This is a genomic window from Streptomyces sp. NPDC002853 (assembly GCF_053591915.1).
Genome location: NZ_JBSFUS010000016.1, coordinates 109723 through 131604, shown reverse-complemented (window position 1 = coordinate 131604; position 21882 = coordinate 109723). Strand labels below are relative to the sequence as shown.

17 protein-coding genes and 2 tRNA genes are annotated in these 21882 nt (G+C 72.0%); 15 read left to right on the top strand and 4 right to left on the bottom strand.

What is annotated here, in order from left to right; translation table 11 throughout:
• The first annotated feature begins 308 nt into the window (after positions 1-308).
• The 8 genes from ACWD02_RS37150 (at position 309) to ACWD02_RS37115 (ending at position 9285) form a co-directional block, all read left to right on the top strand.
• Positions 309-1538, top strand: a complete 1230-nt coding sequence (locus ACWD02_RS37150; protein WP_451219479.1) for an acyl-CoA dehydrogenase family protein — start codon at positions 309-311, stop codon at positions 1536-1538.
• The gene (locus tag ACWD02_RS37145) at positions 1535-2443 is read left to right on the top strand and encodes a bifunctional MaoC family dehydratase N-terminal/OB-fold nucleic acid binding domain-containing protein (RefSeq protein WP_451219476.1); all 909 of its coding nucleotides are present in this window, start codon (positions 1535-1537) and stop codon (positions 2441-2443) included. Before ACWD02_RS37150 ends, ACWD02_RS37145 begins: the two co-directional genes overlap by 4 nt.
• A 1-nt stretch (position 2444) precedes the next feature.
• The gene (locus ACWD02_RS37140; protein WP_451219473.1) at positions 2445-3689 is read left to right on the top strand and encodes an acyl-CoA dehydrogenase family protein; all 1245 of its coding nucleotides are present in this window, start codon (positions 2445-2447) and stop codon (positions 3687-3689) included.
• A 110-nt stretch (positions 3690-3799) separates the two neighbouring features.
• Complete coding sequence (locus ACWD02_RS37135; RefSeq protein WP_451219470.1) at positions 3800-4231, top strand: MaoC family dehydratase; 432 nt, start codon at positions 3800-3802, stop codon at positions 4229-4231.
• Entirely contained in the window at positions 4228-5394 is a 1167-nt protein-coding gene (locus ACWD02_RS37130) for a lipid-transfer protein (RefSeq protein ID WP_451219467.1), read from the top strand. Before ACWD02_RS37135 ends, ACWD02_RS37130 begins: the two co-directional genes overlap by 4 nt.
• A 232-nt stretch (positions 5395-5626) precedes the next feature.
• Complete coding sequence (locus tag ACWD02_RS37125; protein ID WP_451219464.1) at positions 5627-6343, top strand: DUF1906 domain-containing protein; 717 nt, start codon at positions 5627-5629, stop codon at positions 6341-6343.
• Positions 6344-6515: 172 nt separating this feature from the next.
• Positions 6516-7079 carry a SigE family RNA polymerase sigma factor gene (locus tag ACWD02_RS37120; RefSeq protein ID WP_451219461.1) on the top strand — a complete coding sequence of 188 codons (564 nt, stop codon included), beginning with the start codon at positions 6516-6518 and terminating at the stop codon, positions 7077-7079.
• Between the two features lie 556 nt (positions 7080-7635).
• Positions 7636-9285, top strand: coding sequence for a long-chain fatty acid--CoA ligase (locus ACWD02_RS37115; protein ID WP_451219458.1), 1650 nt, complete (start codon positions 7636-7638; stop codon positions 9283-9285).
• A 60-nt stretch (positions 9286-9345) separates the two neighbouring features.
• On the opposite strand, the gene ACWD02_RS37110 is transcribed toward ACWD02_RS37115, so the two are convergent.
• Together ACWD02_RS37110 and ACWD02_RS37105 are read right to left on the bottom strand one after the other, a co-directional pair.
• Positions 9346-13965 carry a PAS domain-containing protein gene (locus ACWD02_RS37110; RefSeq protein WP_451219455.1) on the bottom strand — a complete coding sequence of 1540 codons (4620 nt, stop codon included), beginning with the start codon at positions 13963-13965 and terminating at the stop codon, positions 9346-9348.
• Positions 13966-14211: 246 nt separating this feature from the next.
• A complete protein-coding gene (locus ACWD02_RS37105; RefSeq protein WP_451219452.1) occupies positions 14212-14697 on the bottom strand; it encodes an SSI family serine proteinase inhibitor in 486 nt (161 codons plus the stop codon).
• A gap of 199 nt (positions 14698-14896) precedes the next feature.
• On the opposite strand from ACWD02_RS37105, the gene ACWD02_RS37100 reads away from it, so the two are divergent.
• Both ACWD02_RS37100 and ACWD02_RS37095 read left to right on the top strand, forming a co-directional pair.
• Positions 14897-14987, top strand: a tRNA-Ser gene (locus ACWD02_RS37100).
• Between the two features lie 192 nt (positions 14988-15179).
• Positions 15180-15252: transfer RNA gene (locus ACWD02_RS37095), tRNA-Arg, on the top strand.
• 84 nt (positions 15253-15336) lie between these two features.
• Here ACWD02_RS37095 and ACWD02_RS37090 read toward each other — a convergent pair.
• Both ACWD02_RS37090 and sigJ read right to left on the bottom strand, forming a co-directional pair.
• Positions 15337-16539: an NAD(P)/FAD-dependent oxidoreductase gene (locus ACWD02_RS37090; protein WP_451219449.1), complete on the bottom strand. Its 1203-nt coding sequence runs from the start codon at positions 16537-16539 to the stop codon at positions 15337-15339.
• 132 nt (positions 16540-16671) lie between these two features.
• Complete coding sequence (gene sigJ / locus ACWD02_RS37085) at positions 16672-17619, bottom strand: RNA polymerase sigma factor SigJ (RefSeq protein WP_451219446.1); 948 nt, start codon at positions 17617-17619, stop codon at positions 16672-16674.
• A gap of 150 nt (positions 17620-17769) precedes the next feature.
• On the opposite strand from sigJ, the gene ACWD02_RS37080 reads away from it, so the two are divergent.
• From ACWD02_RS37080 to ACWD02_RS37060, 5 genes are read left to right on the top strand one after another with little or no spacing between them, the layout of a single operon-like run.
• A complete protein-coding gene (locus tag ACWD02_RS37080; protein ID WP_451219443.1) occupies positions 17770-18192 on the top strand; it encodes a hypothetical protein in 423 nt (140 codons plus the stop codon).
• 32 nt (positions 18193-18224) lie between these two features.
• Entirely contained in the window at positions 18225-19034 is an 810-nt protein-coding gene (locus tag ACWD02_RS37075) for an ATP-binding cassette domain-containing protein (RefSeq protein ID WP_451219440.1), read from the top strand.
• Complete coding sequence (locus ACWD02_RS37070) at positions 19034-20332, top strand: DUF7224 domain-containing protein (RefSeq protein ID WP_451219437.1); 1299 nt, start codon at positions 19034-19036, stop codon at positions 20330-20332. Before ACWD02_RS37075 ends, ACWD02_RS37070 begins: the two co-directional genes overlap by 1 nt.
• Positions 20329-20943, top strand: coding sequence for a hypothetical protein (locus ACWD02_RS37065; RefSeq protein WP_451219434.1), 615 nt, complete (start codon positions 20329-20331; stop codon positions 20941-20943). The genes ACWD02_RS37070 and ACWD02_RS37065 overlap by 4 nt, the downstream gene beginning before the upstream one ends.
• Before the next feature lie 38 nt (positions 20944-20981).
• Complete coding sequence (locus ACWD02_RS37060) at positions 20982-21869, top strand: DUF2797 domain-containing protein (protein ID WP_451219431.1); 888 nt, start codon at positions 20982-20984, stop codon at positions 21867-21869.
• The last annotated feature ends 13 nt before the right edge of the window (positions 21870-21882 follow it).

Here is a 21882-nt window from a genome sequence, read left to right as displayed (position 1 = left end):
TGCTGGATGGGGTGTGTGGCGTTCTGCGCGGCGGTGCATCTGCATCGCCGCGCAGTCGTGTCCGGGGCCCGCGCCCCGCGCCTCCCGCGCGCCGAGGGTTCCGCGCCCCGAGCCTCCCGCGCACCGAGCTCCCGTGTCCCGAGCCTTCCGCGGCCCGAGGCCCCGTGCCCCGGGCCTCCCGTTTCCCGGGCCTCCGCGCACGGGGCCTCCCGTATCCGGGGTGATCTCTTGACACCGAGGCAGTTTCTGACGGACAGTCAGAAACCAATGTCGGTGCGACGCCCGTACGCGAAGGAGAGGCCGCCGCCGTGCACCTCGCCCCCACCGAACGCCAGCAGCGGTTGCGCGCCGAACTGCGCTCCTACTTCCGCGAACTGATGCCGGCAGGCCCCCCTGAAGGGGGCGACCTGGAGGGGCAGCGCCGGCTGCTGCGGCGCATCGGGGCTGACGGCATGCTCGGCCTCGGCTGGCCGGTCGAGTACGGCGGGCAGGGGCGCGGGCCCGACGAGCAGTTCGTCTTCTTCGACGAGGCCTACCGCGCGGGCGCGCCCGTCTCGATGGTCACCCTGAACACCGTCGGGCCGACCCTCATGAAATACGGCACCGAGGAGCAGAAGGCCGCCTTCCTGCCGCGCATCCTCAGCGGTGACCTCGTCTTCGCGATCGGGTACAGCGAGCCTTCGGCGGGCACGGACCTGGCCTCGCTGCGGACCCGGGCGGTGCGCGAGGCAGGGGGGCCCACCGCTACGCCTGGAGGGGCCGGGGGCCCCAGTGGGCCCCGGGGCACGTGGGTCATCGACGGGCAGAAGATCTTCACGTCGAACGCCCAGAACGCCGACTGGATCTGGCTGGCCTGCCGCACCGACCCCGAAGCCCCCAAGCACCAGGGCATCTCGATCATCCTGGTCCCGACCGACGCGCCCGGCTTCTCGTGGACGCCGATCGAGACGGTGGGCGGGCTGACGACGACGGCGACGTACTACGACGGAATCCGCGTGCCTGCCACGAATCTCGTCGGCGAGGAGAACGGCGGCTGGGGGCTCATCACCAACCAGCTCAACCACGAGCGGGTGGCGCTCGCGGCGATCGGCATGCAGGCCGAGGATTTCTACGCCGCGGCTCTCGACTTCGCCCGCACACCCGATCCGGTGACGGGTGAGCGTCGGATTGACGCTCCGTGGGTCCGATCCAGGCTGGCCGAGGCGCAGGCCCGATTGGCGGCAACGCGCCTGCTCAACTGGCGTTTGGTGGGGGATGTCGGGGCGGGTGCGCTGACGCCGGGAGACGCGAGCGGCGTGAAATTCGTGGGAACCGAATCGGCGGTGGAGGTGTACCGAATATGTCAGGAAGTCACGGGCGAGACGGGTCTGGTCCGGTCCGGTTCACCCGGCTCCCTGACGCTCGGGACGGCGGCTGAGGGGGAGTTGGAGCGGATGAACAGGGCGGCACAGATCAATACGTTCGGGGGCGGGGTGAGCGAGGTGCAGCGGGAGATCGTGGCGACGATGCGCCTCGGGATGCGGAGGGGGCGGCGATGACCGATCTTTCGTACGAGACGCTGAAGGTCTTCGAGGGGCGAGCGGCCGCCACGTCGGGCGAGGGCAAGGACCCGGTCAACGAACCGATGATCCGGCACTGGTGCGAGGCCATGGGCGACGCACACCCGGCCTACGCGGGGGCGGATCCGATCGCGCCGCCGACGATGCTCCAGGCCTGGACGATGGGTGGGCTCTCCGGGCACCAAGGGCGTTCGGCGGCGTACGACGAGTTGTTCGCCCTCCTGGACGGCGCGGGGTACACCTCGGTCGTCGCGACGGACTGTGAGCAGGAGTATCTGCGGCCGCTGCGGCCGGGGGACGAGATCACCTTTGACGCGGTCATCGAGTCGGTGTCGGAGCGCAAGACGACCAAGCTCGGCACGGGCCATTTCGTCACGACCCGGATGGACGTCCGAGCGGGCGGCGAACCGGCGGGAACACACCGCTTCCGCATTCTCAAGTACGCGCCCGCGAGGCAGAAACCTCCGGGCAAGCGACCCCGTCCGGTGATCAACCGGGACAACGCGGGGTTCTGGGAAGGCGTGGCCCGGCATCAGCTCCTGATCCAGCGCTGCGGCGGCTGCCGGGCGCTGCGCTTCCCCTGGCTGCCGGGCTGCAATGCCTGTGGGTCGCTCGTATGGGACACAGTCGAGGCGAGCGGCGAGGGCACGGTCTATTCGTACGTCGTGATGCACCACCCGCCCTTCCCCGCCTTCGATCCCCCGTACGCCGTCGGGCTCATCGACCTGGCGGAGGGCGTGCGCATGGTCAGCAATGTGGTGGGGGTGCCCAGCGACAAGGTGCGGATCGGGCAGCCGGTCCGGCTCGAATTCCAGCAGGTGGACGCGGAATTGGAGCTCCCGGTGTTCCGGGCCGTCGAGAGCATGGCGGGGGGTGGGGTCTGACATGGACTTCACGCCCACGGAGGACCAGGCCGCGGCACGGGATCTCGCCGCAGAGATCTTCGGCGACCTGGCCACGCACGAGCGGCTCACGGCGGCGGGGCCGGGGTCGGACGCCGAGCTGTGGAAGGCGTTGTGCGCGGCGGGGCTGCCGGGTGCGGTGGAGGATGTCGGGCTGCTCGGACTCGTGCTGCTGCTGGAGGAGCAAGGGAGGACGACGGCCCAGGTTCCCTTCGCGGCGAGCTGTGTCTATGGGCTGCTCGCGGTGGCCGCGCACGGCACGGAGGAACAGCGGGGGCGTCTGCTGCCGGGGCTTCGGGACGGCACGGCGATGGCGACGGGGGCATTCCCGGCGCGGGGTGGCGTGGTGGCCGTCGCGGAGGAGGCGCAGGCCGGCGGGGCGTCGGGGGCGACCGATGGACTGACCGAGGGGCTGACCGGAACGCTGGCCGGCGCGCCGGCCGGAACGCTCACCGGGGTGGTGCCGTGGGTGCCGTGGCTGCGGGATGCCACGGAGGTCCTGGTCGCGGTGCGTGAGCCGGAGGCACGGGGTGGCCACAGCCTGTGGAGGGTGCGGGTGGCCGACGCGGAGACCGAGCCCGTGGAACTGACCGCGCCGTGGGCCGCGGGGCGGCTGGTCCTGGACGGGACGCCCGGGGAGCGGATCGGAGGGAGCGGGGCGTACGAGGACGTTCTGGCGAGCGCCCGTACCGCCTTCGCGGGACTGCAGGCGGGGGTGTGCGCGGGGTCGCTGGCTCGCGCGGTCGCCCACACGAACGAGCGGGAGCAGTTCGGGCGACCACTCGCGGCCAAGCAGGGAGTCCAACTCCGGGCGGCGGACGCTCACATGGACACCGAGGCGATACGGCTCACGGCGTACGAGGCGGCGTGGCGGCGCGACGCGGGCCTGGCGTACGGCACCCATGCGCTGACCGCCGCGTGGTGGGCGTCGGAGGGCGGAAAGCGTGTCGTGCACGCGGGCCAGCATCTGCACGGCGGCATGGGGGCCGACATCGACCATCCCGTACACCGGCACTTCCTGTGGGGGCGGCAACTGGACGCGTACTTGGGGTGCGGCAGCGAAGTGCTGGCAGAGATGGGCGATCTGATCGCGCAGGAAGGCCAGGACGGGCAGGGCCCTCAGAGCACGAGCCCTAAGGGGGCGAGCTCTCAGAGCACGGGCCCTCAGGAAACGCAGGCCACACAGGCCACGAGGGCCACGCAGGCCACGCGCGAGGGAGCGGCGTGACGGGGGGCGGTGTGTCGGGGGACGGCAGGCAGGTGGAGAGGCGGCGACATGACGGGGGTCGGGGCGACGTGATGGAGAGACAGCAAGCCAAAGCAAGTGGAGGAGACGTCATGCGGGTCGGGGACGAGCTGCCGGAGCTGACCATCCCGGTCACCCGGACGCTGATCGTCTCCGGTGCGATCGCGTCGCGGGACTACCAGGACGTTCACCACGACGCCGTGGCGGCGCAGGAGAAGGGATCCCCCGACATCTTCATGAACATCCTGACCACGAACGGCCTGGTGGGTCGGTACATCACCGACCACTTCGGTTCGGGGGCGATCCTCCGCAAGATGGCGATCCGGCTCGGAGCGCCCAACTACCCCGGGGACACGATGGTGCTGAGCGGGTCCGTGGAGCAGGTCGACGGCGACACGGCCACGGTGAGGGTGGTCGGTGCCAACGGCATGGGCAAGCACGTCACCGGCACGGTCACCGTCACCGTGCCGGGCGGGGTACGAGGCGGGGCGCCGGGCGGGCCCTCGGCAGGGGGCGCGGCATGAGCGTACGTACGCGCGACCTCCTCGGCGGGCAGGCCGCAGTGGTCGGGATAGGGGCCACCGAGTTCTCCAAGGATTCGGGGCGCAGTGAGCTCAGGCTCGCCGTGGAGGCGGTGGGCCTCGCGCTCGACGACGCCGGGCTGAGACCCGCCGACGTCGACGGCATGGTCACGTTCACCATGGACACGAACCCGGAGATCACCGTCGCGCAGGCGGCCGGTATCGGGGAGCTGTCGTTCTTCTCGCGCGTCCACTACGGCGGTGGTGCCGCCTGTGCGACCGTGCAGCAGGCGGCGCTGGCGGTGGCGACCGGGGTGGCCGAAGTCGTCGTCTGTTACCGCGCGTTCAACGAGCGCTCGGGCCGTCGCTTCGGTTCGGGCGTGCAGCACCGGGAGCCGTCGGCGGAGGGGGCGGCGCTCGGCTGGTCCCTGCCGTTCGGGTTGCTGACCCCGGCCTCCTGGGTGGCGATGGCGGCCCAGCGCTATCTGCACGCCTACGGCCTCACCCCCGATGCCTTCGGCCATGTGGCGGTCACCGACCGGAAGTACGCGGCGACCAACCCGGCGGCGTATTTCCACGGGAAGCCGATCACGCTCGCCGAGCACGCCGCGTCGCGCTGGATCGTCGAGCCGCTCAGGCTCCTGGACTGCTGCCAGGAGACCGACGGCGGGCAGGCGATCGTCGTGACGAGCGTGGAGCGGGCCCGCGATCTGCCGAAGCCACCGGCGGTGATCACGGCGGCGGCCCAGGGGGCGGGCCGGGCGCAGGAGCAGATGACCAGTTTCTACCGCGACGACCTGAGCGGGCTGCCGGAAATGAGCGTGGTGGCACGGCAGTTGTGGCGCAGCTCCGGGCTCGCGCCCGGCGACATCGACGTGGGCATTCTCTACGACCACTTCACCCCGTTCGTGCTGATGCAGCTGGAGGAGTTCGGTTTCTGCGGGCCGGGCGAGGCGGCGGACTTCGTGGCCGGGGAGACGCTGCCGATCAATACGCACGGAGGGCAGCTGGGGGAGGCGTATCTACACGGTATGAACGGCATAGCGGAGGCGGTCCGGCAGGTGCGCGGCACGTCCGTGAACCAGATACCGGGCGCGGCGCGCACGCTGGTCACCGCGGGCACCGGCGTCCCTACATCAGGGTTGATTCTGGCGGCGGACGGCTGAACGCGGCGCGTGTCCCGGGCACGGCGGAGGCTCTGGGCCCTTCACTCGGCGTATGAGCTGCCGAAAGCTGATGATGGGACTTGTCCTCTCCGTAACCCTCTCCACGACCCTCGCCGCCGCCCTCCCCGCACCGGCCGCCCCGGCTGCCTCAGGCACCCCAGCTGCCTCAGGCGCCCCGGCTGCCCCGGCCGCCCAGGCTGGCCCGGCTGCCTCGGCAGGGTGGCCGGCCGCGGTGTCGACCTTCCGTGGCCGGGCCTTCGACACCTGCCTCGCTCCGTCCGCCGACACGATGCGCCGCTGGAAGGCCTCCAACTACGGGGCGGTCGGCATCTACTACGCGGGCCGAGGCCGGGCCTGCAAGCGCCAGCCGAACCTCACCCGCAACTGGATGCGCACGGTGCGGGGGCAGGGGTGGAAGGTGCTGCCGGTGTACGTCGGTTCGCAGTCGCCCTGCGTCACGGCGAAGCACAAGAAGAACGTACGAATGGGGAGGTACCCCGTGCGGCAGGGGACACAGGAAGGGCGTGACGCGGTACGAAAGGCGAGGACACTCGGGATGCGGCGGCTGAGCCCGCTCTACCTGGACATGGAGTCGTACACCTACCGGCAGAAGGCGTGCGCGCACGGCACCCTGGCGTTCGTGCGGGCCTGGAACCGCGAGGTGCGCAGGTTCGGGTACGTTCCCGGCTTCTACAGCAGTGCGGGTTCCGGCGTACGGCACATGGAGATGGCGCGGCGGGCTGGGGTGCGGGATCTGCCGTCGGTGATGTGGTTCGCACGCTGGCACAAGCGGCCGCACCTGTACCGCGAGCCGGTGCTGCGGCGTACCGCGTGGCACCCTGAGCGGCGCATTCACCAGTACGCGGGCAACGTGAAGGAGCGGCACGGCGGGCGCACGCTCAAGATCGACCGGAATCTCGTGCACGCGCCGGTGGCCCGCGTCGGCTAGTCCCCGGGCGGGCCGTGAGCGCGGCCCTCTCAGGGGTGAACCCTCAGGGGTGTGCTCCGCCTCCTCCACCTTCAGGAGGTGGGGCTACCACCCCGCGTACAACCTGAGGCGGACACTGCTTAGGGACCTGCGGCCGATCCGCAGAAGTAGGGGGCGCTTCTAGCGTGGAGCCATGACCGTATCCATGGTGCCCGTGTGCACCAGCGCATCGAAGGCCGCGACGCGGACGGCGAGTCCTTCGGCGTATCCGTCGTTCGCGTCGTACGTCCGGGCACGTCAGCCCGTGTTGCTGCGCACCGCGCGCTCGCTGACCGCGAATCCCTGCGATGCCGAGGATCTGCTGCAGACCGCCCTCACCAAGACCTATGTCGCGTGGGACCGGATCGAGGACCACCGGGCGCTCGACGGCTATGTGCGCCGGGCCCTCCTGAACACCCGGACCTCGCAGTGGCGCAAGCGCAAGGTCGACGAGTTCGCGTGTGAGGAGCTGCCCGAGCCCGAGGTGGCGCCCGTCGCGGACCCGGCAGAGCAGCAGGTGCTCAGGGACGCGATGTGGCGCGCGATCATGAAGCTGCCCGCGCGGCAGCGGGCGATGGTCGTCCTGCGGTACTACGAGGATCTGAGCGAAGCCCAGACCGCCGAGGTGCTCGGGGTGTCCATCGGCACCGTCAAGAGCGCGGTTTCGCGTGCGCTCGGCAAGTTGCGCGAGGACCCGGAGCTCACGCCGGTCCGATGACCGCCGCAGCTCCGCCGGCCTGCTGCTGCCCTACCGCCGGCCTGCTGCTGCCCTGCTGGCGGACGCGGCTCGCTCCCGCCCACCGCCGACCCGCTCCCGCCCCGCTGCCCTGCTGGCGGCCGCGGCTCGCTCCCGCCCACCGCCGACCCGCTCCCGCCCCGCTGCCCTGCTGGCGGCCGCGGCTCGCTCCCGCCCTATGGCCGGCCTGCTGCTCACCTGCTTCTGCCCCGCTGCCGGTCCACTCCCGCCCCACCGCCGACCCGCTCCCGCCCCGCTGCTGCCCTGCTGGCGGCCGCGGCTCGCTCCCGCCCTATCGTCGGCCTGCTGCTCACCTGCTTCTGCCCCGCTGCCGGCCTACTCCCGCCCCACCGCCGGCCTACTTCCACCCCGCTCCCGCTCCGCTCCCACCCCGCTCCCGTCCCGCTGGCGGACCTTTCTTCTTCCGACCTAGTGACATACCGTGCGGTATGCGGCAAGAATCTGGCGAGCCCTACTGCCAGGTAGGTCATCCGGGAGTCGCCCCGGATGAATGCCGCGCGCCCATCGGGAGGACGCCGTGCTGAGCACGATGCAGGACGTACCACTGACCGTCACCCGCATCCTCCGGCACGGGACGACCGTGCACGGGTCGTCGCAGGTCACCACGTGGACCGGTGAGTCCACCCCGCAGCGTCGCAGCTTCCGCGAGATCGGTGAACGGTCGGCCCAGCTGGCGCACGCGCTGCGCGAGGACCTCGGGGTCGACGGCGACGAACGTGTCGCCACCTTCATGTGGAACAACGCGGAACACGTCGAGGCCTACTTCGCGGTCCCCTGTATGGGCGCCGTGCTGCACACCCTCAATCTCCGGCTGCCCGCCGACCAGTTGACCTGGATCGTGAACCACGCGGCCGACCGCGTCATCATCGTCAACGGCTCCCTCATCCCGCTGCTCGCGCCCCTCCTCCCGCAGCTGCCGACCGTCGAGCACCTGGTGGTCTCTGGCCCCGGCGACCGTTCGCCGCTGGCGGGAATCCAGGCGCAGGTGCACGAGTACGAGGACCTGATCGCCGCCAAGCCCACGACGTACGACTGGCCCGAGCTTGACGAACGTACGGCCGCCGCCATGTGCTACACCTCCGGTACCACCGGCGACCCCAAGGGCGTCGTCTACTCGCACCGTTCCATCTACCTGCACTCCATGCAGGTCAACATGAGCGAGTCCATGGGCCTGACGGACGCGGACACGAGCCTCGTCGTCGTCCCGCAGTTCCACGTCAACGCCTGGGGCCTGCCGCACGCGACGCTGATGACCGGCGTGAACATGCTGATGCCGGACCGCTTCCTGCAGCCCGCCCCGCTCGCCGAGATGATCGAGACCGAGCGGCCCACGCACGCGGCCGCCGTCCCCACCATCTGGCAGGGCCTGCTCGCCGAACTCTCCGCGAAGCCGCGTGACGTCAGCTCCCTCGGCCAGGTCACCATCGGCGGTTCGGCCTGCCCGCCCTCGCTGATGGAGGCCTTCGACAAGCTGGGCATGCGCGTCTGCCACGCCTGGGGCATGACGGAGACCTCCCCGCTGGGCACGGTCGCCCGTCCGCCGGCCAAGGCCCTCGGCACCGACGACGAGTTCGCCTACCGCCTCACCCAGGGCCGCTTCCCCACCGGCGTCGAGGCGCGCCTGGTCGGCCCCGGCGGCGAGTACCTGCCGTGGGACGGCGAGTCCGCGGGCGAGCTCGAGGTGCGCGGGCCGTGGATCGCGGGCGCGTACTACGGCGGCGCGGGCGGCGAGGAGCTCAAGCCCGAGGACAAGTTCAGCGCGGACGGCTGGCTCAAGACCGGCGACGTAGGCGTGATCAGCTCCGACGGCTTCCTGACGCTCACCGACCGCGCGAAGGACGTCATCAAGTCGGGCGGCGAATGGATCTCCAGCGTCGAACTGGAGAACGCGATCATGGCCCACCCGGACGTCGCGGAGGCGGCCGTCGTCGCCGTCCCCGACGACAAGTGGGGCGAACGCCCGCTCGCCACGGTCGTGTTGAAGGAAGGCGCGAGCCTCGAATACGCCGCCCTGCGCGACTTCCTCGCGGGCACCATCGCCAAGTGGCAGCTGCCCGAGCGCTGGGCGATCGTGCCGGCCGTGCCCAAGACGAGCGTCGGCAAGTTCGACAAGAAGGTGCTGCGCAGGCAGTACGCGGCCGGGGAACTGGACGTCACCAAGCTCTGACGGCAGACGCGTTGCGCCGCTCCCCCGCGGGGGAGCGGCGCAACGCGCATGTCCGGAGGGCTAGTTCGTGCCGATCTTCGCGAGCAGGTCCACGATGCGGCCCTGCACCTCGGTGCTCGTCGACCGCTCCGCGAGGAACAGCACCGTCTCCCCCGCCGCGAGCCGCGGCAGTTCCGTCTCGTCGACCGCGGCGGTGTAGACGACGAGGGGGGTGCGGTTCAACTGGCCGTTCGCGCGCAGCCAGTCGATGATCCCGGCCCTGCGGCGACGCACCTGCATCAGGTCCATCACCACCAGGTTCGGCCGCATCTGCGCCGCGAGCGTCACCGCGTCCGCGTCGCTCTCGGCCCGCGCGACCTGCATGCCACGCCGTTCCAGCGTCGCGGTCAGGGCGAGCGCGATCTCCTCGTGCTCCTCGATGAGCAGGACGCGCGGCGGGTGCTGCTCGCTGTCGCGGGGCGCGAGGGCCTTCAGGAGTACGGCGGGGTCGGCGCCGTACGCCGCCTCGCGTGTCGCCTGGCCGAGTCCCGCCGTGACGAGTACGGGGACCTCGGCGGCCACGGCGGCGGTGCGCAGCGACTGCAGGGCCGTACGCGTGATCGGGCCGGTCAGCGGGTCCACGAACAGGGCCGCGGGGAACGCCGCGATCTGGGCGTCGACCTCCTCGCGGGAGTTCACGATGACGGGACGGTAGCCGCGGTCGCTCAGCGCCTGCTGGGTGGTGACGTCGGGCGCGGGCCAGACGAGCAGGCGGCGCGGGTTGTCCAGCGGCTCGGGCGGCAGTTCGTCGTCCATGGGCTGCGGCTGGGGCCGGTTGGCGACCTCGACCGCGCCGCCGGGGCCGTCCAGCGGCTCCGGGCCCTCGTCGGCGTCCTCGTCCGGTGCGCCGATCGCGTACGCCCGTCCTGTGCCCTCGCTGGAGGACGCGATACGGGACTGCGGGTGGGCCTGCGCCTGGGGGTGCGGGCGAGCCGCGGCCTCGGGGCGGTCATCGGCCGCGGGGGCGGGGGGAGTGGACAGCCTGCGCCGGCGCCCGGAACCTCCCACGGAGCCGCCGAGCGAGCCGCCCTGCGAGCCGCCGAGGGACCCGCCCTGGGTTCCGGTTCCGCCGAGGGTGTGGGACTGCGTCTGCCCCGGAGCCGCGGGCTGCGCGGGCGCCTGCTCCGGGAGCGGCCCGGCGGTGGGGGGCTGCGGGGCCTGTGGTGCCTGCGTCTGCTGGGCGTGTGGTGCCTGCGGTGCCTGTGGGGGCTGCTGGGCCGGGGGAGCCTGCGGGGGCTGCGGTGCTGTCGCCGGAGTTCCCGGAGTTCCCGGAGTTCCCGGAGTACCCGGAGTACCCGGAGTTCCCGGAGTACCCGGAGTTCCCGGAGTTCCCGGAGTTCCCGGAGTACCCGGAGCTGCCGGAGCCCCCGGAGTATTGGGAGCACCCGCGGCACCCGCGGCACCCGAAGCTGCTGGAGCCTGCCCCCGCCCGCCCTGCAGCCCGAGACGGCGCTGCTGCTGTTCCGCGATCTGCTGGCCGAAGGGCACGCCCTGCCCGAGCGTGCGCACGCTGATCGCGCGCCCCTGCGTCGAGTTGGGGTCGCCGGGCGCGGCTTCGGCAGGCAGCGGCTGCGCGGCCCTGCCGCCCTGGGTCCCGCGCTCGGGCGGGAGTGCGACACCCCTGCCGGGCGTGTGGACGCCCCGCGCCGGAGTGCCTTCGGCGTACGTCGTGGGCTGCGAGGGAACACCGGCGGGCGGCGTACCCTGCGCGCTTCCGGCAGGACCGGCGGCCGTGGACGCGGCGGGAGCAACAGGCGCCCCGGGTGCCCCGGGTGCCCCAGGCGCCCCGGGTGCCCCAGGCGCGGCGGAAGCGGCACCAGCGGCCGGCGCCGACCCCTGCTCCAGCCCCTGACCCCGGCTTTGCCCCTGGTCCAGCCCCTGCCCAAACCCTTGCCCCTGCCCCTGCCCCTGCCCCTGCGCCGGACGTGACCGGCGGCGGCCCGTCGGGGCGTCCGCGGGGTGCGGTTGCGGCGGGGTGTGGTCGTCGGCCGGGTGGTGCAGGGCCGCTTCGTGCTGCCCCGTGTCGTCCTGGTCCGCGGAGGCCGGCGGCAACGCGAAGACGCGCCCGCTGGGTGCCTCCTCGGCAGCGGCCCGCTCCTTGGCGGCGGCCAGCGCACGGCGACGCCGTCCCGTCGGACGGGGCGAGCCCTCGCCCGAGTCACCGGCGACCGCCACAGCCGTCCCAGGCCCGGAAACACCGCTCCCGGAAACACCGCTCCCGGAAGCCCCGCCCGAAGGCGGAGCCGGCGGCAACGCAAACTGGTCGTCGTTCCGTCGAGCCCGCTGCCCGGAAGCGGCGGGAGCCACCCCGCCCGCGGGAACCGGCACGCCCTGCGGAGGCACCGTCTCCCCCAGAGCCGCGGACCCGGCAGCATGCTCGGCCGCCGTCACGACGGAGCCCACGGAGTGCACGGAACCCGCAGACCCCGCTGACCCCACGGGGCCCACGGAAGTCACCGAACTCCCAAGGCCTTCCGCGGCGCTGGGCCGACCACGCCGCCGCCCCGTACCGCCGGCAGCCTGCGTACCCCCGCCCGGCGCCGACGCCTCCGAAGCGACCGGCACCTCAGCCGAGGCCGCGCCTTCCGCAGTGCCCTGCCCCTTGGCGGCCTCCGCCGCCCGCCGTCCCCGACGCCGCCCGGTCCCGCTGGGAGAGGCCGAGCCCTCGGGGACGGCACCCCCCGAAGTCCCACCGCTGGAAACTCCGTCGGACATTCCGTCGGACATTCCGTCGGAAACTGAACTCTCCAGGAACGAGTCGACCGAGGGACCGGCAGCCCGCCGGGCCCGTCGCCGCCCGCCGCCCGTGGCGGGCGAAGCCTGCGCGGGCACCACGACCGAAGAGCCGACGGACCCGATAGAGCTGTCAGAGCCGACAGAGCCGACAGAGCCGCCCGGCGCTTCGGGGGCCGCGGAAACAGCCCCGCCCCCCGCACCGATCGGTACCTCGAGGACGTACGCGTTGCCGCTCATCCCCGGCACCTCGTGCGTCTGCAGCACGCCGCCGTGCGCCCGCACGATGCCCCGGACGATCGGTTCGTGCACCGGGTCTCCCCCGGCGTACGGACCCCGTACCTCGATGCGGACGACCTCGCCGCGCTGGGCCGCGGCCACGACGACCGTCGAGTCCACGTACCCGCCGGGAGCCACGGCCGAAGGGGCCGCGCCGGCACGTGCGTTGCCCGTGGCGTCGATGCCCGCCACGTCGGCGACCAGGTGGGCGAGCGCCGTGGCGAGCCGCCCCGGGTCCACCTCGACCTCGATCGGCGGCGCGTGCACCGCGAACTGCGCGCGTCCGGGCCCGATCAGCTCGACCGCGCCCTCCACGCCGCTCGCCACGACGGCGTCGAGCATGACCTTCACGCACGACAGCTGATCCGCACCCGAGTCGAGCAGTTGGAAACCCAGCACATTGTCGACAAGCGTGGTGATGCGCGCGTACCCGGCCGAAAGGTGATGAAGAACCTGATTCGCCTCGGGCCACAACTGCCCGGCGTCGTCCGCCGCGAGAGCCGAAAGCTCGCGCCGCAGCTCGTCGAGCGGACCCCGCAACGACGAACCGAGCACGGCGAGCAACTGCTCGTGGCGCGCGGCCAGCGCGTCGTACCGCGCCTTCTCGCGCTCGGCGAGCTCCTCGAACCGGTCCTTCTCGCGCTCGGCCAGCGCCGCGTACCGCTCCTGCTCGGCGGCGATCTCCTCCGCGCGCTGCTCGGCGGCGGCCGCAAGCTCCGCGGCATGCCGCTCGGTGGCGGCCCGCAGTTCCTCCGTGCGCCGCTCGGTCGCGGCCTGCATCTCCTCCGCGTGCGCGGCGAGCGCGGCCTCGTGCTCCTCGGCCAACGCGTCGTAGGGCCGCCGGTCGGTGAAGGTCATGACCGCGCCGACGAGCTGATCGCCGTCCCGCACGGGGGCCGTCGTCAGGTCGACGGCGACGCGGTCGCCGCTCTTGGACCACAACACCTGCCCGCGCACCCGGTGCTTGCGCCCGGAGCGGAGTGTGTCGGCGAGGGGGGACTCCTCGTACGGGAAGGGCTCGCCGTCGGCGCGCGAGTGGAGCACCAGATGGTGCAGTTCCTGCCCGCCGAGGTCGCTGGCCCGGAAGCCCAGTATCTGCGCGGCGGCCGGGTTGACGAGGACGACCCGTCCGTCGGTGTCCGTGCCGACGACGCCTTCGGCCGCGGCGCGCAGGATCATCTCGGTCTGCCGCTGGGAGCGCGCGAGTTCGGCCTCGGTGTCCACGGCGCCCGAAAGGTCGCGTACGACGAGCATGAGCAACTCGTCGCCGGTGTAACCGTAATTGTCGTAGGCGTCCCGAATGTCTTCCAGGTTCGAGCTGGTGACCTCGACGGGGAACTCGCTGCCGTCCGTGCGGCGCGCGACCATCCGCGTGGGTTTGGTGCGCCCGCGCTCGTCGATGGATTCGGGCCTGCGCATCGATCCGGGAATGAGCCGGGAGTCGAACTCCGGCAACAGATCGAGGAGCCCGCGCCCCACGAGGGCGGTGCCCGGCGTTTCGAACGCCTCGAGCGCGATCGCGTTCGCGTTCACGACGGTCCCGTTCGCGTTCACGAGGACCAGCGCGTCCGGGAGCGCGTCGAGTATGGCTGCGAGGCGAGCAGCGCCTCGGGATGGCCTGCTGCTCACGACGACGCTTCCTCCCTGGTTACTGCTGCTTGCCGACTCGCCCAGGCCATCTTGCCCCGTGGCCCGTGGCGTGTCACGGGAGGGAGTCTACGGGGAGTGGTTGTGCGCGCGACGCCGGATGAGAGGGAGGTCGCACGCAGAAGATGTGTGGCTTCCGTACCGCCTGGTCACGAGGAGGTCCCGGCCGGGCGGATTCCGCGGTGGCCGGGAACCGATGAGGAAGTGGCCGGAACGGACCGTCCGGTGTCAGGCGCCGGTCTCGGGCAGCACCGGGACGAGCCGGTTCCAGCGGGCGATCTCGCATCCGTTGCTGCGGTTGTACGTCGCGTCGACGGGCCGCCCGTTCCACGTGCCGGTGATGTGCGCGGTGGCGGGGCCGCCGTACTGCATGGTGCAGTTCGAGTCGGCCGGCGTGGGCGCGAACGTGTCGGTGCCCCAGGTGCCCTGGTCGAGCTTCGCGCACGCGTCCTCGGCCTGCGGGTGCGTGCCGCCCGCCGGGTGGCATTCCAGCTCGAACTTCCCGTCCCGGCCGTTCCCGGTGTCGGTGACCTCCACCGTGAGCCGGTTGGGGGTCGACTCCGTCACCGGCGTCGGCAGGGGCAGGGGCCCCATGTCGGCGTGGGCGACGACGGGCGCGACGGACAGCGCGGCGACGGAAGCGGCGGCGGTGAGGACGAGACGGCGCAGCATGACGGGGCTCCACTGGGTGCGGGGTGCCGGGTACGCGAACACGTACGGGCTCTACCGCGTCTAACGCCGTTGACGCCGTGACGTTGCGGGCGCCGCTCACGGGAACGGAGTTGCGGCACGAAAAGACGCTTTGCCCTGCGGGCCGCCCGACTAGTACCTTGGAAGCCGCGATTGGTGACACGCCGCCCGGCTGTGTCATCATCTGCAACGCACCCCGCGCGCTTGCGCCGGAGTGCAAGCTGGAGGCGTCGCCTAGTCCGGTCTATGGCGCCGCACTGCTAATGCGGTTTGGGACTTAAATCCCATCGAGGGTTCAAATCCCTCCGCCTCCGCTGCAAGATCCGAAGCCCCGGTCCGCATGGACCGGGGCTTCGGCGCTTCCTCCCCCATGAGGAACGTTTCCGCAGGTCGCAAGGGGTGCGGCTAACGGATTTCACATGGCGGCGGCGGTCATGTAATGTTCTTCCTGTCGCCGCGAACGGGCCGAAAGGCCGGGGAGCGAAGGCAGAAAAAAGAAAAAACACGCACTCGTAGCTTAACGGATAGAGCATCTGACTACGGATCAGAAGGTTGCAGGTTCGAATCCTGCCGAGTGCACACAGGTCAAAGGCCCCCGGTTCAGCCGGGGGCCTTTCGCGTTGTCCGGGGGTGGCCCCCGCCGGGTGCGGGGGCCTTGCCCGGTCAGGCCGCCGTGGCTTCGGCGGGGGTGGTCGGGTGCGGGTGGGGCTGGGTCACGGGGCGGCGGCGGGCCGGCATGCCGAGCAGGGGGTTGGCGACGCCCCAGGCCGCGCCCTTGCAGATCAGTTCCTTGTAGAGGGCGGCGAGGCGTCCCGTCAGGGCCGCGTTGACCGAGCGGTCGTCGGCGGTGACGTACTGGATCAGGCCCTCCTTGCGGCCCAGCGAGATGCACTGGTTGAAGTAGCGCATCGGCGTCTTCGGGACCTTCTGGCCGGTCAGGCGGGCCGCGATGGCGTCGGCGGCCTGCCAGGCCATGGGGGTGCCGGTGGCGCACGACATCCGCAGCGGCTTGTCGCCGGGGCCCATCGCCTCGGCCGCGTCACCGATCGCGTACACGTCAGGGTGCGAGACCGAGCGCATGCTCCGGTCCACCACGATCTGGCCGGTGTCGTTGACCTCCAGGGCCGTGGCCTCCGCGATCGGGTGCACCGCGAAGCCGGTGGTCCACACGGTGACCGCCGCCGGGATGACCTCTCCGTCGGCCGTGGTGACCTGGTCGGCCTCGACGCCGGTGACGGCGGCCTGCTCGTACGCGGTGATGCCGAGCCCGGCGAAGACCTTGCGCACGTGTTCGCGGCCCTTGGGCGAGAGCCAGTCGCCGAGCCCGCCGCGGGCGGCGAGGGCGACGTCGAGGTCCGGGCGCGCCTCGGCGATCTCGGTCGCCGCCTCCAGACCGGTGAGGCCGCCGCCCACGACGACCACGCTCTGGCCGGCGTCGAGACCGGCCAGGCGCTCGCGCAGCCTGAGTGCTCCGGGGCGGCTCGCGATCTCGTGGGCGTGCTCGGCGGTACCGGGGACGCCCTGGGCGTTCCAGCCGCTGCCGACGGCGTACACGAGGGTGTCGTACTCGAGTTCGGCGGCGCCCTGTGCGTCGCTGACGGAGACGGTCTTGCGGTCGACATCCACGGCGGTGACCTTCGCGAGCCTCAGTTCGACGCCGGTGTCCGCGAACATCTCGCTGAAGGGCCGGGGCCGGAGGTCCTGGCCGACCGTCAGCTGGTGCATCCGGACGCGCTCGACGAAGTCGGGCTCCGGGTTCACGAGGGTGATGGCGACGTCCTCACGGCGCAACCGCCTGGCGAGGCGGCCGGCGGCGGTGGCTCCGGTGTATCCGGCTCCGATGACGACGATGCGGTGCTGCTGCATTTTCCTGCTCCTGTCATCAGCTCTTCAGCGGGTTCGCCACTTGAACCGGGCAGCCCCGCGTTTCCTGACAGGTGTTCGGTGTGAAGCAGGTCACATAAGCGTCAGTGCGTGTCAGCAGGTGTCAGGACGGGGTCAGAACGCCTTGAGCAGGGGTTCCCCGTGGTCCGTCGCCGCCCACTGCTGGGTCGCGCGTTCGAGCTTGTCGGGGTTGACCTGGTTGCGGAACGCGACGATGCCGTCCGCGGTGATCTCCAGGCACATGACGCCGACGACCCGGCCCTCGACGGCCACCACCAGGGCGGGGCCGCCGTTCGCCGTAGTGGCCCAGACGTCGGGCGAGCCGCCGACGATGGCGCGCTTGGCCTCGCTGGGCTTGCTGAACAGGCCCCGCATGAACCGCGCGACCGCGACGGCGCCCTCGAACGCCTTGGCGCGCGCGGGGACCTTGCCGCCGCCGTCGCCGATGGAGATGGCGTCCTGCGTGAGCAGCCGCACGAGCGGCTCGGTCTGCCCGCTGGTGGCCGCCGCGAGGAACTCCTCGACGATGCGCTGGGCGGTGGCCTCGTCGATCTCGGTGCGGGCCTTGCCCGCAGCGACGTGCTTCTTGGCGCGGTGGAAGATCTGCTGGCCCGCGGACTCGGTGATGTCGAGGATCTCCGCGATCTCCCGGTGCGAGTAGCCGAAGGCCTCACGCAGCACGTACACCACGCGCTCGTTGGGCGAGAGGCGCTCCATCAGGGCGAGGACCGCGTACGAGACGGACTCGCGCTGCTCGGCGGTGTCGGCGGGGCCGAGCATCGGGTCACCGGCGAGCAGGGGCTCGGGCAGCCACTGGCCCACGTAGGTCTCCCGGCGGGCGCGGGCCGAGGTGAGCTGGTTGAGGCACAGGTTGGTGAGGACCTTCGTCAGCCAGGCCTCGGGGACCTCGACGTGGTCGACGTCCGCGGCCTGCCAGCGCAGGAAGGTGTCCTGCACGGCGTCCTCGGCGTCGCTCGCCGAACCGAGGAGGCGGTAGGCGATGGCTTCGAGCCGGGGCCTCGCGGCCTCGAACCGGTCCACGTCGTTCACGGTCAGAGCCATGCTGCGGATCCTAGCCCGCGTCCCATGACGGCCCCATGACGAGCACCGATGTGATCACCGGCACAACCGTGCCGAACTTCGCCGGAGTCACGGATTCCGCACATAGCGTGATCAACGACCAAGTAAGTCCTGCTTTATTGGAGGATCTTGATGCGCAAGTTGTACACGGGGAAGCGCAAGCTCGCGGTGGTCGGGACGCTGACGGCGATCGCCATCGGCGTGCCGGCCGTGGGTGCGGTGGCGGCGGAGATCAGCGGGAGCAGGCTGCCCTTCTCCATAGCCACCGCGGGGAACAAGGAGGACGGTGACCGCTGGAAGGGCAAGAGCAGCGGTCACGCCAAGGCCTGTGGCGATGTGCCGGTGAACGACACCAGGACGTTCAGCGCGTACATCTACCAGGACAAGAGCTTCCGCCCCGACCCGAAGATCGCCGGCACCTCCCGCAGCTACAAGCAGGCGTACGGCTGCAGTGGCTACAAGGGCACCAGCACCAGCGGCAAGTACTACACCAAGGCCACCTGGGCCGGTATCCCCGGCAGCCGGGCCTACGGTTACGTGAACGCCCAGAACTGATTCGTGAACGCCCAGAACTGATCAGGAATCACGTGACCATCAGCAAGAGCGCCGCCGCGACCGGCTCCCAGCCGGTCGCGGCGGTCGCGGCGGTGACCGTCCAGTACGGCTCCACGGTCGCCCTCGACGACGTGTCCCTCGAATTTCCCTCCGGCGTCACCGGACTGCTCGGCCCCAACGGGGCGGGGAAGAGCACTCTGTTGTCGCTGCTCAGCACGGCTCGCAGACCCAAGTCCGGTTCGGTCACCCTCCTCGGTGACGAGGCGCCGGGGCGGGCGCGGGTGCAGCGCATCCGGCAGCGGATCGGCGTGCTCCCGCAGTCCTTCGGGTTCTATCCCCGTTTCACCGTCCAGGAGTTCACCGAGTACGCGGCCTGGCTGCGCAAGGTGCCCGCGGGCGAGCGGCGCGAGCGGGCCCGCGCCGCGTTGCGCCTCGTCCAGATGGAGAAGCACGCGGACCGGAAGATGGGCGCCCTGTCCGGCGGCATGCTGCGCCGCGTCGGCATCGCCCAGGCCATGGTCAACGAACCGGCCCTGGTGCTCCTCGACGAACCGACCGTGGGCCTCGACCCGGCCCAGCGCGTCGGATTCCGTGCGCTGATCCAGGAGTTGGGCGAGCGTTCGGCCGTGGTGATGAGCACGCACCTCGCCGAGGACGTCGCCCACGTGTGCGACCGGGTGGCGGTCCTCCTCGAAGGGTCGGTCCGCTTCACGGGGACGGTCGCGGAGTTGTGCGCGCTGCCGGACGGGGGTCCATCCGGGGCGGACGGCAAGGACGTCGACGGGGGAGCCGTGGAAGCCGGTTATCTGCATCTCGCCGGTACGGAAGCGGTGGCGACCTGATGCGTGTGCTGCTGACCGAGATGCGGCGCGGCGAGGCCAAGTGGGCCGCCGCGCTCATGGGCGCGATCGGCGTCTACTACTTCACCGCCGACAGCCCCGACGAGAGCGACTGGATCGGCTGGTGGACCCAGACCAGCCTCCAGGTCCAGCTCTACTCGGTGATCGTGATGGGCTCGGTGATGAGCGCGGCCGCCGCCTGGGGAGCGGGCCGCGCCTTCCGGCACCGGACCAGGGTCTGGGCGGACACCGCGGCGCGCGGCGGCTGGGCGCAGGCGCTGCTGCTGTGGCTCGCGGTGTGGCTGTGGGCGTTGATCGCGTACGCCGTGCTCGTGGCCGTCGCGTTCTCGCGGACCGCGGGGGTCAGTGACGTCAGCGAGCCCGCATGGACGCCGTTGCTGCTCGGGGCCGGGATGATGGGCCTGGAGATCGCCGTGGGGGTCGCGATCGGTTCGGCGCTGCCGTCCCGCGTGGTCGCGCCCTTCGCGGGAATCTTCTGGTACGGACTCTTCGTCTTCGTCGCGTTCGTCCCCGACACCCCGCTGGACAAACTGTTTCCGGCGATAGACGAGTTCTGGAGCTCGGAGTTCGAGCCCAACACCACGCGCATGCTGATCGCCTTCGCCTGGTGCCTGGCCCTCGGCCTGCTCCTGACCGCACTTCCCGCGCTGCGACGCCGCGCGTCGCTCACCCCGCGGCCCCTCGCCCTCGGGGCGCTCGTCGTGGCGGCCGTCGTCGCGGGCGGTGCGCTCGTCGCCTTCCGTACGCCGACGCCCGACTCGTACTGGGCGGTGCGCAAGGCCCAGCCCGCGCAGCCGCTCTGCGCCACGAGTGGCGGCACGAAGGTGTGCCTCTGGCCGGAGGACCGCCATCTGCTGCCCAAGGCCCGCGCCGCGGTGAAGACCGTCGACGCACGGCTCGGCGGCCTGAAGGGGCTCAACCGGGCCTTCTACGCGAGCGGCCTGAAGCGGCCGCCGGGCGCCGCCGAACTGTCCCTCATGACACCGGCGGAGACCGAGGCCGACCTGACCGACGCGCTCTTCGCGGCGGCGCTTCCCCAGCCCAAGTCCTCCTCCTGCGAGCCTCACTTGCTGAAGGAGACCGGCGGCTACCCCGACACGTTCCTCTTCGAGGCCGTCATCCGCGGCCGGGCCGGGGCACCCGGCGAGTACTACGGCGAGAAGTTCGGCCGCGTCCTCGCCCGCATCACCGAAGCACCAGCGGCGAAGCAGGACGCGTGGATCGAGGAGGCGGCCGGGGACATCCGCGCCTGCCGTGCCGTCCCGGAGCCGCCGCGGTGAACGCGGCAGCCGCCTTCGTACGGTGTCGTGGCCTGCCCCGGGCCGCCGGTGTCGCGCTGCTGATCGCCCTCGCGGCGACCGCGTTCGCGGGGCAGCGCGTCGCGGTGCCGGAGTTCCGCTATCTGGTCGACTTCAGCGTGCCGGTGGCGGAGATCGTGCCGCTCGCCCACGCGGTGGTCCTCGCCACCACGCTGTTCTCGCCGATGGCGGACCTGGAGCAGACCGCGGCCCAGCCGATGAGCCGCCTGCGGGGCGGGTATCTGGTGCTGCTGCTCGTGCTCGCCCTCGGCCTGACCGCGCTGCCGCTGCTCACCGGCGCGACCGCGGAGGTGTTCGGCTCGGCGGCCCGCAACGTCGTCGGCTACCTCGGCCTCGGCATGATCAGCGCCCGCCTCTTCGGCAGCGGGCTCGCCTGGCTGCTGCCGCTGGGCATGTTCGGCCCGACGCTGCTGCTCGGCGTGGACAGCGACAACACCCCGGAGCCGTGGGCCTGGTCGCTGCACGCCTCGTCCAGTACGTCGGCTGCTGCGGTGGCGGTGCTGCTGTGGCTGACGGGGGTGGTGGCGGCGGCGACGGGCCGGCCACGACAGACGGAGCGGGCGGAGCAGTAGGGAGCAGCAGGGGCTCCGCGCTGCGCGAGACTGGCGGTATGGAGTGGCGCAGTGCGGGGTTGAGCTGGGCGGACGGTGCGGATGGTGCGGATGGTGCGGATGGTGCACGGCCCGTGCTCGTGTGGGAGCGGGGGGACGTCGTGAGTCCGCTGGTCGTGGGGAGGCGCGTGGGCTTCCGTGCGCTCGGCCACCGGGGGTGCGTGGGGGCACGGGGGAACTCCTGCCCGGTGGCCGCCGCGGTCCCGGCGCGCGGGACGCAGGCCCGGTGCGCGGAGTGCGCGCGCCTCGACCGTGCGCATTCGGTGGCCGCCGACACGATCGCCGACGATCCGCGTACGTACCGCGTGTACTTGGCATGGTTCGGTGCTGAGCTACTGAAGGTGGGAATCACCCGAGAGGAACGAGGGCCGGCCCGGCTCCTCGAACAGGGAGCGGTGGCCTTCGCCTGGCTGGGCCGTGGGCCTCTGATGGCGGCGCGCCGGGCCGAGGAGTTGCTGCGGGTGGCGCTCGGGGTGCCGGACCGGATCTCGTACGCCAGGAAACGTGCCGTGAGGGCGAGCCTGCCGGGCGGGGAGGAGCGCCGGCGTGAACTGGAGGAACTGCACGGCTTCGCCCTCGCGCTCGAAGGCTGGCCGGAGTCGCTGGAGCGGCTTCGAGCGCCTGTCGTGGACCACGGCGAGACGTTCGGGGTGGACCGCCTCGCGGGGGACGCGGGTTACGCGGTGACGGAACTCGTCGACGGCGGCGTGGTCCTTGGCGACCTCGTCGCGGTGGCCGGCCCCGACATCTATCTCACCGACGGCGGCCGCCTGCTCGTCCTGGACAGCCGACTGCTGCGGGGGTGGCGACTGGAGGGGGCGGGCGGCGCGGCGCGTACGAGTGTGCCGGTACGGGAGGTCCCTGCGGTCCAGGACGGCCTTTTCTGACCTGACCTCCGGG